The following is a 16,147-nucleotide window of genomic DNA, read 5'->3' as shown; positions in this document are numbered from 1 at the left end:
CTAATCTCTAATTTAGCTCACTAAAATAAAATCGCTTTAGTCTATTTTTAACCAAATCAGACTGACTCGCTCTTTTAAGCCTATACCTGAAAGCCATAACCGCCCATCGGCTAATAAACGCACATCACGTTGCATCCGCTGACCAATAATATCTTTCACACTGGATTGCAATACTGTGTGAAATACTTGTGAATTCGCACTATCAAGTTCATAAATAGCCGTATAAAAATTAGACTCAACGTAATTGGTCTTCAGCGCTAGGATTGGTGAGCGGCTGGCGATTTTGTGCAACACTCACATAGCCACTATCGGTATAAATTAATGTGCCATTTTGCTTGCCAGGCCAAATAAACTGTTCGCCAGACTCTCGCTCAATAATAAATTGTTGTAGTTGCCATACTCCAATTAAGCTTGTTTGAGTTAATTGCATAACGTCCCTTTTCACTATGAAATGTTATACCAACTTAACTCAATCAACTTAAATGACTAGCCATTAAAACAGATTCAAACCAAAAGCTGATTTTACCTGCTGTAATACCTGATCCGTTTCAGCTTGAGCGTGCTCGGTGCCTGCTTTTAAAATCTCAATCAATTGTGCTTTATCATTAATGTACATAGCGCGACGCTCTCGAATAGGTGCAATGAGTTGCTGTAAACACTCTTCTAATATCTTCTTTAATGCACCATCCCCTAACCCCCCTTGTTGATAATGCGCTTTTAACTGAGCGACATAATCAGCATCGGGATAAAATGCATCTAAATAGGTAAATACCACATTGCCAGCGACTTGCCCCGGTTGTTCAACTTTTAAATGGTTCGCATCGGTATACATTGACTTAACCGCAGTAGTAATCTGCTTGGCACTGGCATCTAATAAAATACAATTACCCATCGACTTAGACATCTTATTTTTACCGTCACAACTAGGTAAGCGCGAAACCTTACTAAGCAATGGCTGACACTCAACTAAAATCTGCTGCCCAGCAATATGGTTTAATTTACGCACGATCTCATTGGTTTGCTCAATCATAGGTAATTGATCATCCCCCACTGGCACCAATGTGGCTTTAAAAGCCGTAATATCAGCAGCCTGACTAATTGGGTAAGTTAAAAAACCGGTTGGGATAGATTGGCCAAATGCTTTACTGGCAATTTCAGATTTAACCGTAGGGTTTCGCATTAAACGCGCAACAGACACTAAGTTAGCATAATACATAGTTAATTCAGATAATGCCGGAATGGCCGACTGCAAACAGATAGTGGTTTTAGTGGGATCAATACCTACCGCTAAATAGTCAGCGACCACATTTAAAATATTATCTGACACCTTGTGTGGGTTGTGACCGTTATCAGTCAAACCTTGTAGATCTGCCACTAAAATGGTTTGTTCATATTGTTCTTGTAAGATTAATCGTTGCTGCAATGACCCCACATAATGACCTAAATGCAGTTGACCTGTAGCACGGTCGCCAGTTAATACTTTTGCTTTGCTTGATGCTTTAGTTACAGCTGTAGTTGTTGCTAATGCTTTTGTATCTAAAAGAGTTGATTGATTGTTCATGTTTATGTCCCCTTAATACCATCGGTGACATAAATTGAATTATTCAATAGCGGTCAACCGACGGCTTTGAATAATAGATGTGATTCAGCGCCGCTCTTTAAAAAGAACGCCACCAAGTAAGATGTGTAAATTGCAGTGAAATATCAGTGTTCATTTCGTCAAATTAGCACCATAAGCATTTGACGACAATCATTATTAAGCTAAATTAATCTTGTATAAATACTAAGGTATAGTTGCACAATAAAATTATCATCAAACGCATTTAACCTGATTACTGTTAAATGAACCCAAGCAATAATCCAGCGATAAATATTAACCAAAACAGAAAAGTATCTCTGAAACGATCCAACAACCAAAAATAGATAAACGCAAATACGCCAGAAATAGCGGTATTAATCATGACCCCGACAAAACCAACCCCAAGGATCAAGCCAAAGATAAACACAATTGTGGCATAAATGCCCGCACATAAACCTGGCCGCTGGGTTTTAAGTAGAATCTGCATTAAACAGATAAGCACCAAAATTTTTATTGGGATCATGCTTGTTCCTCACGGCTACTCTAGTGAACTTTAATTATTGAGTTTTATAACTTGTGGATACTGGGCGCTAGCGCGTTCATGAAAAATATCATCTAAATATTGAGCCAGTTCTGATTCATTAAGATGCTTGGGGATCACTACGTCGTATATCCTCACTCGAAGACCAGTCCCTGAACTTTTAAAAAGTAACCATTGCCCTTGCTGGCGATCAATTAACATCAAGTCTCCAAAAACATCAAACTTAATCATTCAACCTCCAGCATAATTTATACACATTTAAGTAGGCAGCACCACTAACCCAACCTGTTCAAGGAGTTGCTGTTGTTGCCAATCACAAATTTTAACGCCGGTTAAATTGACGCGTCTTACATCTAGGCCGGTTAAATCGGTGTTGGTTAAGTCACACCCTTGCAGATTAAATTGCGACCAACTGGTTTCGGAGAATTCTCCTCGGCTTAAATCTGAACCGGCAAATGAGGCACCATGTAAATTGGTCCCTAACCAGCGATTTTCAAACAGATCACATTTTTCAATACATTGATATTCAAAGTTGGCGTAAGACAAATTACACCCCGTAATATATGCACTGCAAAAATAGCTATTACGGCTGATCTGATTAGCAAAACGTGCCTTACTAAAGTTCGCCCCTTTTAAATCACATTCACGAAATTCAATACCAAAACAATCTGCCCCCACAAAACTCGCCAAAGCTATTTGGCACTGTTTGAAACTAGCATCATGTAGATCTGCATAATTAAAATTACAGCCTTGCTCTGAACCTGACTCAATAAATCTACATGCCACAAAACTGGTATCGGTTAGATCCAAACGACTAAAATCACATTGATAAAAATGACAACGAAGGAATTGTTTTTCAGCCAGTTCTTTTGTAGTAAACCGTTGTTGGTAAAAGGTTTTATCAGTAATAATCACAAGTTATCTCCTCAGTTAATGGCGGCAGAGTATCACTGTTACGACAATATCCAAAGAAATTAAAAACCTTATAAATCAACAAGTTAAAATATGTCATTTTATGCATTTAAAGGGCTAAATCGAAGCTTAGCGCCATTTAAATTGAAAAGATAACCGCGCATATCCAAAAAATAATTTAACTCATCTTAATTTGGTCTGTGCAAGCATAAAGATACAAAAGTAAGCCTAGCCAGCCCGATTAAATTGGCAATGAAATATTTTAAATTTTGCGGCTACCAAAACTAACCACAAACAGACGCGGTGTTAATTCGCCACTCTTGGTCATCTTGCAAACACAGATAATCAAACATGACATCCAATTGCTTATCCGCTAACACCAATTGCCAAACTAATTTAACTTGAAATTGCTGTTCATTAATTGGGGCAATACTGACAAACCTAAATGATACTGATTGCAACTCCATTTGCGCTAACTTGCCGCAATTTTGATTGAACTTAGTGAGTAATGCTTCATATTCAATAAACTCGTTACGGCCATCGGCGTCAGTAATCACACAAGGTAATTGATAACAATTGCATATTGCATCAGCTGACAATGATAAAAATGCTTGCTGATAATCATCAAAAAGTCGTTGCAATGATGCTGCTACTTTTATTAATCGCATAACTGATCCTTGTCCATGGTTTTATTATTCGTTTCATCATTAACTTGTTGTAATCGCTGTTGGTTAATATAGATTTGCCAACTTATATAACTGGTGATAATAATGGCGGCAAAATTGACACCGATAACCCAGCTTTCAGAAAACTGTAATACGCTGTATTTAAATGCACTGCCAATTGAAACATACCAGTTAAAGCCATCACCCACTTGATACCAAATATTGGCAAAAATGCCGCTCGCAAATTGATAACCCACCACTGGTGACATTACGATGGGGATTTGTAGTCCCCAAAAGTAAGCCAATTCTCTTAAATTATAAAACGTCACCTGCTCCGACAATTTAAGAGCGATATAACAGCCATAACCGTATAAACCAATAAACATCAACAACAGGATCAAACTCAGTAACCCCGAGATATGCCATAACTGCCCTACCGAGATAGTGAGCCCTGCAAAACTCCCACCTAACGTTAATAAAATAAGTATACGGCGGCTGATTGTGGTCAATTGATACTCAGAACAAGTAGGTGAAACGTCTTCAGTTGATTGTTGTTGCCGTAAATCGATTTCAGTTATAAGCAGTTGATAATTTTCTGGATATGTCTGTGCGTCTATCCCCGCTTTAGCTTCAAATAACTCTGCTAATGTATATTGTTTATAACTGATTTCGGGCATAGGCAACTATTCCTCACAATTGGCTTACATTAATAACAATAACGCATCTAATGTCAGAGATAAAACCGTAACTAGATAAGTTTCAATAAATTGAATTGTATAATTAAAACAAACTCAGTCGTCATAACTACTGTAACGCTAAGGTATGAGTTATCTTCAGCATTTATCACTCGCATAATCAAGATTGCTAGCGTTTTATAAATTACATTATGTAACCAAAAACAATTAACACAAATCCAACAATTGCTATTTAACTCAAGCCCACTACAATGCCCGCCCAATTACCCTCTCTATATCAGCACGATATACAAGTCATGTTCCCCATTCAGCGGAGCATGCAATACGATTATTCAAAGGAAATTGGCCATGACTGGTTATAGCAATAAGGCGCAAGCCCGTAATTCTGATCTTATCTATCGCCTAGATGATAAGCCGCCGCTGCCGCAAACTCTATTTGCCGCTAGCCAACATCTACTTGCTATGTTTATTGCCGTTATCACGCCCTCTTTAATTATCTGTCATGCACTCGGACTCTCGGCCCAAGAAACCAATACCATTGTCAGCATGTCACTATTGTGTTCAGGTATTGCCTCATTTATTCAAATTAAAACCTTTGGCCCAGTTGGCTCAGGCTTACTGTCGATTCAAGGCACTAGTTTTAACTTTGTTGGCCCGATTATCGGCGCAGGTTTAGCATTAAAAGCCGGCGGCGCCGATGTACCCACTATGATGTCAGCCATCTTTGGTACCATTTTAGTGGCCGCGCTCACTGAAGTGTTTATTTCACGTATCTTGCCGTATGTGAAAAAGATCATTACCCCACTCGTATCAGGTATTGTGGTGACGTTAATTGGCTTAACCTTAATCCAAATCGGTTTAACTTCGATTGGTGGTGGTTATAGCGCCATTAAAGATGGCAGTTTTGGTAGCTTAGATAATTTGGCTTTAGCAGGTACAGTCTTAGGGTTAATCGTGCTGCTTAACCGAGTTAAAAATCCCTATTTACGAGTATCATCAATCGTTATCGCGATGGCTGCGGGCACATTACTGGCCGCCTTTATGGGCTTATTACCTACACCAGCGGCAACGGATGAATCAGTACCATTAATTGCACTGCCAATGCCAATGCAATACGGCATTGGTTTTGATTGGGGATTGCTTATCCCACTGATTATCGTATTTGCTATTACTTCACTAGAAGCCATTGGTGATATTACTGCGACCTCTGAAACCTCAGAACAACCTGTTGCTGGCCCAGTTTATATGAAACGCATTAAAGGTGGCGTATTAGCTGACGGCATTAACTCAGGACTCGCGGCACTATTTAACAGCTTCCCTAATTCTACCTTTAGCCAAAACAATGGCATTATTCAACTGACGGGCGTCGCGAGCCGTTACATTGGTTATTTTGTGGCGGGTATGTTGGTGTTATTGGGCTTATTTCCGCAAGTGGCAGGATTAGTGCAATTAATACCGGAACCTGTATTGGGCGGTGCCACACTGGTGATGTTCGGTACCATTGCCGCATCAGGTATTCGTATTATCTCTCGCTGTAAACTCGATAGACGCGCAATTTTAATTATGGCGTTATCTTTCTCGATGGGACTTGGTATTGCGCAAAAACCTGAAATTTTGCAATTTATGCCTGATATTATTAAGAGCATCTTATCATCAGGTATGGCAGCGGGCGGTTTAACGGCAATTCTACTGAATATTATTTTGCCTGACGAATCAGCCATTATTGATGAGTACGCAGCCGAAAAAGCGACGCTTAATGCGGAAACATCAGAGCTTAAATAATACCAATTCACATCCAACAAAAAGCCGCATTATGCGGCTTTTTTGTTGATGATTATTGTAAACCACGTTCCATATCTTCATAAGAGCGATGGCGCACATCTTTACCTTTCACAAAGTAGATAATGTATTCGCAAATATTCTTGCAATGATCACCCACTCGCTCCACCGCTCGCGCCGCCCAAATCACATCGAGCACCGCTGGAATTGAACGTGGATCTTCCATCATATAGGTCATCAATTGTCTGATAATACCTTCATATTCTTTATCTAATTTAGCATCGGATTTATGCAGCATTAATGCCGATTCAGCATCCATACGCGCTAAGGCATCTAAGGTTGCATGTAAGGTTTTGGTTGCTTGGCGACCTAAGGTTTCAATGCTGACTAATAATGGCTGCTGATTATTTAATTTCTTATCAAGTGCAGACTTCGCAATGCGCACACAGGCATCACCAATGCGTTCTAAATCTGACACGATTTTAGAGATAGCCAAAATTAAACGCAGATCACTGGCCGCTGGCTGACGTTTTGCAATAATGCGGGTGCACTCTTCATCAATCGAAACTTCGAGCATATTGACACTGCGATCACCATCAATCACTTGCTGAGCAATTTCAGTATCTAACGAGCCTAGCGCATCCAGTGCTAATTCAAGTTGGCGTTCAACTAATCCGCCCATATGCATCACGCGATGGCGAATATCTTCTAACTCAGCATTAAACTGGCCTGAAATGTGTCTATTGTGGTTCATCTTTATCGGTCCTTACCACGTCAAATTAGCCATATCGGCCTGTAATATAATCTTCTGTTTGACGTTTTGCTGGCATAGTAAATAGGGTATCGGTATCAGCATATTCAATTAACTGCCCCATATACATAAATGCAGTTTGATCTGATACTCGTGCAGCTTGTTGCATATTATGGGTCACAATCACCACAGTAAAATGCTGTTTTAATTCGGTAATTAGCTCTTCAATAATCAATGTAGAGATAGGATCAAGTGCTGACGTGGGTTCATCAAGCAATAAAACTTCAGGTTCAATCGCTATTGCTCTGGCAATCACTAGACGTTGCTGCTGACCACCTGATAATCCTAAAGCACTGTCGTGCAATCTATCTTTCACCTCATTCCACAAGGCGGCTTCTCGTAATGAACGCTCTGCGGCATCATTTAACTCTCGGCGATTATTTATCCCTTGCAGGCGCAGGCCATAAACCACATTCTCATAAATAGATTTAGGAAATGGATTAGGCCGCTGAAATACCATCCCAACCGTGCGTCTCAGCGCAGCAACATCAACTTGTTTTTGATAAATATTATGCCCATGCAGTAACACTTCACCGTCAATGTTACAGTCATCCACCAAATCATTCATACGGTTAATGCAACGCAATAAAGTCGACTTACCACAACCACTGGGGCCAATAAATGCCGTCACTTGATTTTTAGGGATTTTCATCGACACATCAAACAAGGTTTGTTTATCACCATAATGCAAATTAAGGTGGCGGATCTCCAATGCTGTTTGTTGCGTCGTCAAATCAGCTAAATCAGTATTTTTAGCACCAATGACACTGGGATCAATTGCGATCATCGTTATATCCTGTCAGCTAGATCAATTAAGATTCTAATGCTCGGTATTTCTCACGTAAGTGATTACGAATACCGATTGCCGTTAAATTAAGTGCCACAATTACTGTGACCAATAAAAATGAAGTGGCATAAACTAAAGGTCTTGCCGCTTCAACATTGGGACTCTGAAAGCCCACATCATAAATATGGAAGCCTAAGTGCATAAATTTACGTTCTAAATGCACAAATGGAAAATTAAGATCCACAGGCAATGTTGGCGCTAATTTAACCACGCCCACCAGCATCAATGGTGCAACTTCGCCAGCTGCGCGAGCCACTGCCAAAATTAAACCAGTCATTATTGCCGGACTTGCCATCGGTAACACTATACGCCATAACGTTTCAGCCTTGGTTGCCCCTAACGCTAAACTGCCTTGACGAATCGAACTTGGAATTCGGCTTAAGCCCTCTTCAGTCGAAACGATAACCACAGGTAAGGTTAAAATGGCCAAGGTTAATGCTGACCAAAGTACTCCAGGAGAGCCAAAGGTCGGGGTTGGTAGTGCTTCTGGGTAGAATAAATTATCGATTGAGCCACCCACCATATAGACAAAAAAGCCTAAGCCAAATACGCCATAAACAATTGACGGTACACCCGCTAAGTTAATTACTGCAATCCGAATAATCTTAGTAATCGGCCCTTTGCTGGCATATTCATGTAAATAAATCGCTGCCACTACACCAAAAGGCATCACAATTACCGCCATTAGCATCACCATAAATACGGTGCCGAAAATTGCAGGGAATACGCCGCCTTCGGTGTTTGCTTCACGGGGATCATCAACCACAAATTTAGCTAAGCCACTGCCCCACTGCGCTAATTTTTGCAACCAGTTGAGCTGATTGGGATAGGTTAAATCCAATACCGTATTAAGTTTAAGCGACACTTCTTTGCCACTCATATCAAGCATCACAATACTGTCACGACTGGCTTGGGCTCGTAACTCAAACAATGCCTGTTCTAATATTTTATAGCTTTGCTGCAAGGCTTCTGTTTGCGCTAGATATGCGTGTTGTTTAGCAGAAGTTAAGCTGCCATTTAACTTATCTGCTCGTTCATCAAGTCGTAGTTGCTCTAATTGATAATTAATATTACCAATATCATGTTTTTGCAACGATTTAGCTTCATCGACTAATGTTGATACGCGGCTAATATTGGCCGCTAATTGTTGTGCCAATTGCTGTTTATCTGTTGTTGGCAAACGCTGACCATTTTCAACCACAGCAACGGGGAATCCATAAAAGAAGCCATTTTTACTGCGCTCAATAATGGCAATATCTTTAGGCTCTATCCGAGAACGAATGTTAGTAGCTAAAATCCACCTAAAGTCGAGTCCCACTAGCTCGCGATTTCCCGTTTTAACCAAGTAGCGAGTCACCATCCTTTAGTCCCTGCTGGCAAAGGGACTCCTGCTTGCAATAAACGCTCAACAGGCACTGCTTCTTGATCATATATCTCGCCAATCAATTGATAGGGTTTGCCATTATCATCAACCATATTCCATTGATAAATAGTGGCAGGCCAAAAATAGCTTAGGCCGCGCGAAGCAATTAACAACAATAAGCCAATCACTGCAATAAGACTGATACTGACCGCACCGCTTGTCATCCAGATCCACGGTGAACCTGACTTAAACCACTTACCCATACTGATAAGTTCCTTGCATTAGCGGTCGATGATAATGGAAATAATTCATGCAATGCCTACTTACAAAGCGCTATAGCGTTCGCGTAGTCGCTGTCTAACGACTTCTGCAACCGTATTAAAGACAAAGGTAAAAATAAACAATACAAATGCCGCTAAAAATAACACTCGATAATGAGAACTGGCAATCGCAGACTCTGGCATCTCAACCGCAATATTAGCTGCTAAGGTACGCATTCCTTCAAACGCGCTCCATTTCATAATGCCAGTATTACCTGTTGCCATTAGCACAATCATGGTTTCACCTACGGCACGGCCCAAGCCCATCATCACTGCAGAAAAAATACCCGGGCTGGCGGTAAGCAATACCACTCGCGTCAAGGTTTGCCATTGCGTTGCCCCCAAGGCTAATGAGCCATTAGATAAATGACGGGGCACCGAGTAAATCGCGTCCTCAGCAATCGAAAAAATAGTTGGAATCACCGCAAAACCCATCGCGATACCAACAATAAGCGCATTGCGCTGATTAAACGAAAAACCCAGTTCATGAGTTATAAATTGACGTGTATCGCCATCAAATAGCCACGTTTCAATTAATGGGCTGACCTTAAAAGAGAGCCATCCCACCAATAACACTAACGGTATTAACATTAGCTCTTGCATTAATTCAGGCACCTTTTGCTTTACAGCTAATGGCAACTTAAACCAAGCAAAGGCGAAACAGAGAATTGAAACAGGTAGCAACACCAGTAACAGTAAAATAGCAGGCAGATTATCCTCAACTAACGGCGCTAACCATAGTCCTGCCAAAAATCCCAAAATAACCGTGGGCAACGCTTCCATAATCTCAATGGTTGGCTTAACCACATTGCGTAATTTTGCCGACATAAAGTAAGCGGTATAAATTGCACCCGCTATTGCTAACGGAGTAGCAAATAACATGGCATATAACGCAGCTTTCATGGTACCAAACACTAGCGGTGTTAAACTTAACTTAGCTTCAAAATCTTCCGTTGCAGACGTCGACTGCCACACATATTGAGGTTCAGGATAGCTTTCATACCAAACCTTCTGCCATAGCGCACTCCAAGACACTTCTGGATGTGAGTTTTCGACCTGATAAAGATGTAATTTGTTATTTGCTTCAATCACTAACGCATTAGAACGAGGACTAAACGCCATCGCCTGTGGATGAGTCAACGCTAATTGTTGATTTAATAACTGACTGTTACTGGTGGTATACCAAAGCCCCAACAATCCTTGCGGGCTAATGGTTGCAAAGGTTTTACGATAAAACTCAGTGGCAAGCGTGGCTACATGAGCGGTATTATCAAAATGACGGATAAACTGGTACATACGGCCATGTTCACTACTCACTTGAAAATACTGCCTTACCTCTCCTGACTGATAAGTCACCAATACTGAACTGGCACCAGCTAATAAAGATACCATTGATACTTTATCTTCATCGCGTTTTATATCAATAACTTGAAGTAATCTAATCGCATTAACATGTTGAATATCATAAACAAACAGGTTATCACCACTTTGCAGCAACAGTTGTCTTTGATCGGGTGTCATAAGCTGCTGCGTCACAAACTTAGGCGCATGAGCAATAGGTGTTTGTACACGTGTCCATGCAGCCGTATCCGTGGTGATATTCGCCTCACGGTTAAAACGAGTTAATTGCCATTGGTCATTGCCGAGTTGATAAACCAGTGACACTTGCTGTGGGTTATAACCAAAAACTAAACCTGAAAGATCTGCTACATCATGGGCTAATACTAACTTCTTCGCAGCTAATGGAAAATCAACAACAGGCGTGATTTGGCGTTGGTTATTGGGATAACTTACCGAAAATTTAATCGCCGCAATTAACACCTCGCCATTACTCAGCCCCAAAGCATACAGTTGCTCACTGGCACTGGCGAGGCTACTTGAAACGACTTTAACGCCCGTTGCGAGTGGAATTTGAATATCACTGATTAAATGGTGACTCACCACATCATAAAATGAAACGGCGCCTGTAGTACTGACCCGATAAACAATCTGATTCTGCTCATCAAAACCTAGCATTAATGGCGCCTCTGCAGACGCTTGCAAACTTATTTCAGTAATAGGTTTTACGCTTGCATCATCAAAAATAGGCTTTACCACATAGAGTAAATAGAGAAAAATCATCAATAAAGCGACAAACACCAGCACGCCACCCAGCGTCACACCGACTTGGGTTAACTTTTCGATCATCCGCCGACGATTACTTTTTGCCACTAAAAATGGTGGCAGCTGTCGATGCAAATGATCAGCTTGATGTTCCATTGACAGCCTCGAATAGTTGAACAAAAAATTATTAGATAAGGGTGCTCAAAAACTGGGCTAGTATATGTATACTTAAGTCGTTTGCAGAATTTCAGTATCAATAAGAGCTGATACCCTTAGCCTATATTGGACCCATAATTATGATTACGCGCTATTATATGACGTAAACATGACATTAATGTTACACACAGCACAAAGATAAGGAGTCTATCGATGCAACGATACTTGCTGACTTTACAAGTCACCGACAGAAAAGGATTAGTCGAACAAATCGCGCATGCAATCAACCATCATCATGGTAACTGGCTCAACTCAGAACTACACCATATGGATGGTATTTTTGCTGCGATTATCTTGCTCGAAGTGCCTAAAGCAAACTGGGATACATTACTTGAAAACATCGAATGTATTGAAGGCATTAGTTTAACTTACCAAGCCGTTGCCGCGACTCAAAAACAACAAACCTTTAGTTTTACCCTTGTTGCCAATGATCGCTTAGGGTTAGTCAAAGATGTCGCTAATGTCATTAATAGTTTAGGTCATAATATAGAGAAACTCAGTACCACCTATGAATCAGCCAGTCATAGTGGTACCGCACTATTTAAAGCGGACATCTGTGTCAATATTGGCGCTGAAGTACAGACCGATACCATCATTGAAGCCCTGTATAAACTAGGTAACGATGTGCAAATCGATCTGGACTAGTCAGCTTTATACTATAACAATCGATAAAACCGTTCGTAATTTTGATATTTAAGCTGGTAGACTTAAACAAAATCACCAGCTTAAAGTCATCATGCAAGGTACATTAAAAAAAATGCGTGGCCATTTGGACGCCAACAACCAAGTCCAATACCAACTTCCTATTGGTGACAACTTAGTTGAACTCACCCCTTATCTAGGCCAAAACCTAAAGCTGACCCATACCGGTAATATTTACTGTTGTAGCTGCGGCAAAAAAACTAAAAAGAGTTATTCACAAGGTCACTGCTTTGTGTGCATGAAAAAGCTGGCCAGCTGCGACATGTGTATAATGAAGCCAGAAACTTGCCATTATGAACAAGGAACTTGCCGCGAACCACAATGGGGATTAAGCAACTGTTTTGTCGACCATTATGTTTACCTATCAAATACCTCAGGAATCAAAGTTGGTATTACTCGCCACACTCAAATCCCTACCCGCTGGATAGATCAAGGTGCGACTCAAGGTTTACTTATTTTCAAAGTCAGTACCCGTCAGCTATCAGGTCTAATTGAAGTTGAATTAGCCAAATTAATTGCTGATAAAACCAATTGGCAAGCGATGCTAAAAGCCAATGGTGCAGATATCGATTTAAAGCAACGGGCTGCAGAATTAATTCCACAGATTGAACCTGTTTTGCATCAATTAGCGATGCAATATGGTGACTATAAAATTGAGCGTTTAGACAGTGAAATTCAATCAATTGATTTCCCGGTGACGCAATTCCCAACCAAGGTAAAATCGCATAACTTCGATAAAGATCCTGTAGTTGAAGGCGTTTTACAGGGTATTAAGGGACAATACTTAATCTTTGATAATGGCGTTATCAATATTCGTAAATTTGGCTCTTATGAAGTGACTTTAGGCGAATAGGTAATCATCATGCTTGAACAACAACAGATCCAACAAGCCACCGCCAATTGGGTAAAACAAGTTATTATGAAATATAATATTTGCCCTTTTGCGCGTCGTGAAATAGAAAAAGACTCGATTCGCTACCATGTTTGCCAGTACCAAGCCATGGATCAAGTGCTTGAAGACTTTATTGTCGAATGTCAGCGCCTAGATAAGCAGCCAGAAATAGAAACCTGTCTGTTTATTCTGCCGCAGGGATATGAAGGTTTTTATCCCTACTTAGACTTAGTGGATATTGCTAATGACTTACTGGTTGAGCAGGGTTATGAAGGGACTTACCAATTAGCAAGCTTTCATCCAGATTACTGTTTCGATGGTGAACCTATGGATGATGCGGCAAATTATACTAATCGTAGCCCTTACCCAACGATTCACATTATTCGTGAAGAAGGAATGGCGATCGCACTTGCGAGTTACGATGAGCCAGAGTCAATTCCTGAACGTAATATCAGTTTTTGTCGCCGTAAAGGCAGTGATTTCTTTGAACAAAAACTGAAACAATGCCAACACTTGGACACTGATAATGATTAAGCAATTACATCAAGCCTATCTCGGCGAATTGTATGGCATCGCCTTTTTTGAAACCATGATTAATGCCGCTACCCCAGACCATAAACCAGAGGTATGGCAACAATTACTGCAAGTTGAAATCATTACCGCTAAATTGCTACGCGATGCGCTACCTAAACTAGGTCAGCCATGTGAAGAGTTCGATCAACACATGCATGATAAAGGGGTGCAAGATGCACAAAAATGGCAGCATTTATCATGGTCAGAACTGATTGATACTATGGTTGATTGGGTGGCGCCCTATCAATTGACTTATCATCACCAAGCCATGACAGCAACTGAACATCAAACACTGTTCAAATTAGTCGATCAGCATGAAAGCTGTATTTATGACTTTTTACTGGCAGAACAACGCATGATGAGCACGCACTCATGATTCTAAATCGTTTTTGTGATGAACACGGTGCAGCTTGAATATTACCCAAACACCATTGCTTTTAACATAAATTAAACATACTGTAACACTGGTCAAACCAAAGGAATTAAAAAAATAATAGGGACATTTCTTTTTCTATCAGTGTGAGAAGTATTATGTCGAAACCAATTGTTGCAGATAATAAACCCAAGCAAGTACCACTGACCGTCGGCGAGCAATATTTCTATTGCCGCTGCGGCAAATCTAAAGACCAACCTTTTTGTGACGGCGCCCACGCAGGTACCGATTTCAAACCTTTAGCATTTAAAGCAGAAGAAGAAAAAGGCTTTTTATGCATGTGCAAACACAGTAAAAACTTTCCATATTGCGATGGTAGCCATGCACAATTTAAAGCCGAAGATGTTGGTAAAGAAGGCCCTGGAGTAAAAGCTGAGACTTCAGCAGGTGCGATTCCCGTCGCCACTATAGAAGAACCCACTGTAAGTTTTATTCATCAGCTCGCCAAAGATGGGCTATCGCAGTTTGGACATCATGGCCCCATGACATCGATGGGCGTTCCTCGCGGCCAATTACCCCATTGGGACGATATCCAAATTATGGTGGCACAAATGGCAACGAAACCATTAATGGAAGATGTTGCTGTTGGCACTGAACTTGTCATCGGCCCCAAAGCCAATAAACCATTGACCTTAAAAATCCCATTGTTTGTATCCGATATGAGCTTTGGCGCATTATCAGAAGAAGCTAAAATTTCTCTCGCTACTGGTGCTGAATTAGCGGGTACGGGGATTTGTTCTGGTGAGGGCGGCATGTTGCCAGAAGAACAACAGGCGAATTCCCGTTATTTCTATGAACTAGCCAGTGCTCAATTTGGTTATGATGAAGCCCATTTAAGTAAAGTTCAGGCTTTTCATTTTAAAGGGGGACAAGGCGCAAAAACGGGCACAGGTGGTCACCTTCCCGGTGCTAAAAACATTGGCAAAATAGCCCAAGTCCGCGGCATTGCTGCGGGTCACGATGCAGTATCGCCACCGACGTTTGCTAACCTACATACCAGCGACGATTTTAAACGTTTTGCTGATCGAGTACGTGAAGTATCAGGTGGTATTCCTGTTGGCTTTAAACTCAGCGCCAATCACATTGAACGTGATATTCAATTTGCCTTAGATGCGAGCGCCGACTATATCATTTTAGATGGCCGCGGCGGCGGAACTGGCGCTGCACCTGAAATTTTTAGGGATCACATTAGCGTGCCAACCATCCCTGCACTTGCTAGAGCGAGACGCTATTTAGATGAACAAGGTGCGAGCGGCGATACCACCTTAATTATCACAGGCGGTATTCGTGTACCAATGGACTTTGTTAAAGCGATGGCGTTAGGCGCTGATGGTGTCGCCATTTCAAACAGTGCGATGCAGGCGATTGGTTGTGTTGCTGCACGTATGTGTAATAGCAATAACTGCCCTGCTGGCATCGCCACCCAAAAAGAATCTTTGCGTAAAAACTTAAATATAGAAGTGGCATCCCAACGACTATTTAACTTTTTTAGCGCTTCGGTTGAGCTGATGTCGGTCATGGCTCGTGCTTGTGGTCATAACCATCTTAATCAATTTAACCAAAATGATTTAGCCACATGGCACCATGAGATGGCTCGCTTATCGGGTATTCATTTTAGTGGCTATGACAGCAAGCTTTAACTCATTGATGCTATAACGGTATGTAAATTGACCATTTAATATGGTCAATTTACTTCATTAGCATTTAATGAATAAA

Annotated in this window: 17 protein-coding genes and 1 pseudogene; 6 read left to right on the top strand and 12 right to left on the bottom strand. The window is 41.0% G+C overall.

What is annotated here, in order from left to right:
• Window positions 1-36: 36 nt before the first annotated feature.
• The 8 genes from JCM15074_RS25215 to JCM15074_RS04015 all read right to left on the bottom strand — a co-directional run bounded on the left by JCM15074_RS25215 (window position 37) and on the right by JCM15074_RS04015 (window position 4,374).
• Window positions 37-159 (bottom strand): hypothetical protein, encoded by a 123-nt coding sequence (locus tag JCM15074_RS25215; RefSeq protein ID WP_267880166.1) that lies wholly within the window; start codon window positions 157-159, stop codon window positions 37-39.
• Window positions 160-235: 76 nt separating this feature from the next.
• Window positions 236-430, bottom strand: coding sequence for a lipocalin-like domain-containing protein (locus tag JCM15074_RS24520; RefSeq protein ID WP_199899771.1), 195 nt, complete (start codon window positions 428-430; stop codon window positions 236-238).
• 63 nt (window positions 431-493) lie between these two features.
• A complete protein-coding gene (gene trpS, locus JCM15074_RS04040) occupies window positions 494-1,561 on the bottom strand; it encodes a tryptophan--tRNA ligase (protein ID WP_025820042.1) in 1,068 nt (355 codons plus the stop codon).
• 277 nt (window positions 1,562-1,838) lie between these two features.
• Window positions 1,839-2,102, bottom strand: a complete 264-nt coding sequence (locus JCM15074_RS04035; protein WP_025820041.1) for a hypothetical protein — start codon at window positions 2,100-2,102, stop codon at window positions 1,839-1,841.
• A gap of 30 nt (window positions 2,103-2,132) precedes the next feature.
• Window positions 2,133-2,351, bottom strand: coding sequence for a DUF7661 family protein (locus JCM15074_RS04030; protein WP_025820040.1), 219 nt, complete (start codon window positions 2,349-2,351; stop codon window positions 2,133-2,135).
• A gap of 27 nt (window positions 2,352-2,378) precedes the next feature.
• Entirely contained in the window at window positions 2,379-3,035 is a 657-nt protein-coding gene (locus tag JCM15074_RS04025; RefSeq protein ID WP_025820039.1) for a Qnr family pentapeptide repeat protein, read from the bottom strand.
• 281 nt (window positions 3,036-3,316) lie between these two features.
• Window positions 3,317-3,700: a hypothetical protein gene (locus JCM15074_RS04020; RefSeq protein ID WP_025820038.1), complete on the bottom strand. Its 384-nt coding sequence runs from the start codon at window positions 3,698-3,700 to the stop codon at window positions 3,317-3,319.
• Window positions 3,691-4,374, bottom strand: a complete 684-nt coding sequence (locus JCM15074_RS04015) for a hypothetical protein (protein WP_025820037.1) — start codon at window positions 4,372-4,374, stop codon at window positions 3,691-3,693. The genes JCM15074_RS04020 and JCM15074_RS04015 overlap by 10 nt, the downstream gene beginning before the upstream one ends.
• A 366-nt stretch (window positions 4,375-4,740) precedes the next feature.
• Between JCM15074_RS04015 and JCM15074_RS04010 the strand changes: the two genes are divergently transcribed.
• A complete protein-coding gene (locus JCM15074_RS04010) occupies window positions 4,741-6,174 on the top strand; it encodes a uracil-xanthine permease family protein (protein WP_025820036.1) in 1,434 nt (477 codons plus the stop codon).
• A 52-nt stretch (window positions 6,175-6,226) separates the two neighbouring features.
• On the opposite strand, the gene phoU is transcribed toward JCM15074_RS04010, so the two are convergent.
• The 4 genes and pseudogenes from phoU to JCM15074_RS03990 all read right to left on the bottom strand — a co-directional run bounded on the left by phoU (window position 6,227) and on the right by JCM15074_RS03990 (window position 11,771).
• Entirely contained in the window at window positions 6,227-6,925 is a 699-nt protein-coding gene (phoU, locus tag JCM15074_RS04005) for a phosphate signaling complex protein PhoU (protein WP_025820035.1), read from the bottom strand.
• 25 nt (window positions 6,926-6,950) lie between these two features.
• On the bottom strand, window positions 6,951-7,769 hold the full coding sequence (pstB, locus tag JCM15074_RS04000) for a phosphate ABC transporter ATP-binding protein PstB (protein WP_025820034.1): 819 nt from the start codon (window positions 7,767-7,769) through the stop codon (window positions 6,951-6,953).
• Window positions 7,770-7,794: 25 nt separating this feature from the next.
• A pseudogene (gene pstA / locus JCM15074_RS20815) lies at window positions 7,795-9,455 on the bottom strand (phosphate ABC transporter permease PstA).
• 60 nt (window positions 9,456-9,515) lie between these two features.
• Entirely contained in the window at window positions 9,516-11,771 is a 2,256-nt protein-coding gene (locus JCM15074_RS03990; protein WP_025820033.1) for an ABC transporter permease subunit, read from the bottom strand.
• 213 nt (window positions 11,772-11,984) lie between these two features.
• Here JCM15074_RS03990 and JCM15074_RS03985 point away from each other — a divergent pair, with 213 nt between their 5' ends.
• The 5 genes from JCM15074_RS03985 to JCM15074_RS03965 all read left to right on the top strand — a co-directional run bounded on the left by JCM15074_RS03985 (window position 11,985) and on the right by JCM15074_RS03965 (window position 16,071).
• On the top strand, window positions 11,985-12,476 hold the full coding sequence (locus JCM15074_RS03985) for a glycine cleavage system transcriptional repressor (RefSeq protein ID WP_025820031.1): 492 nt from the start codon (window positions 11,985-11,987) through the stop codon (window positions 12,474-12,476).
• A gap of 91 nt (window positions 12,477-12,567) precedes the next feature.
• Window positions 12,568-13,386: a DUF2797 domain-containing protein gene (locus JCM15074_RS03980; protein ID WP_025820030.1), complete on the top strand. Its 819-nt coding sequence runs from the start codon at window positions 12,568-12,570 to the stop codon at window positions 13,384-13,386.
• A gap of 9 nt (window positions 13,387-13,395) precedes the next feature.
• Window positions 13,396-13,959, top strand: coding sequence for a DUF1415 domain-containing protein (locus tag JCM15074_RS03975; RefSeq protein ID WP_025820029.1), 564 nt, complete (start codon window positions 13,396-13,398; stop codon window positions 13,957-13,959).
• Window positions 13,952-14,374, top strand: a complete 423-nt coding sequence (locus tag JCM15074_RS20810; RefSeq protein WP_037469016.1) for a hypothetical protein — start codon at window positions 13,952-13,954, stop codon at window positions 14,372-14,374. The genes JCM15074_RS03975 and JCM15074_RS20810 overlap by 8 nt, the downstream gene beginning before the upstream one ends.
• A 155-nt stretch (window positions 14,375-14,529) precedes the next feature.
• Window positions 14,530-16,071, top strand: a complete 1,542-nt coding sequence (locus JCM15074_RS03965; RefSeq protein WP_025820027.1) for a glutamate synthase-related protein — start codon at window positions 14,530-14,532, stop codon at window positions 16,069-16,071.
• Window positions 16,072-16,147 lie beyond the last annotated feature (76 nt).

Source organism: Shewanella marina JCM 15074 (assembly GCF_000614975.1).
In the GTDB taxonomy this organism is placed as follows: domain Bacteria; phylum Pseudomonadota; class Gammaproteobacteria; order Enterobacterales; family Shewanellaceae; genus Shewanella; species Shewanella marina.
This window is presented reverse-complemented; position numbering and strand designations above follow the sequence as displayed.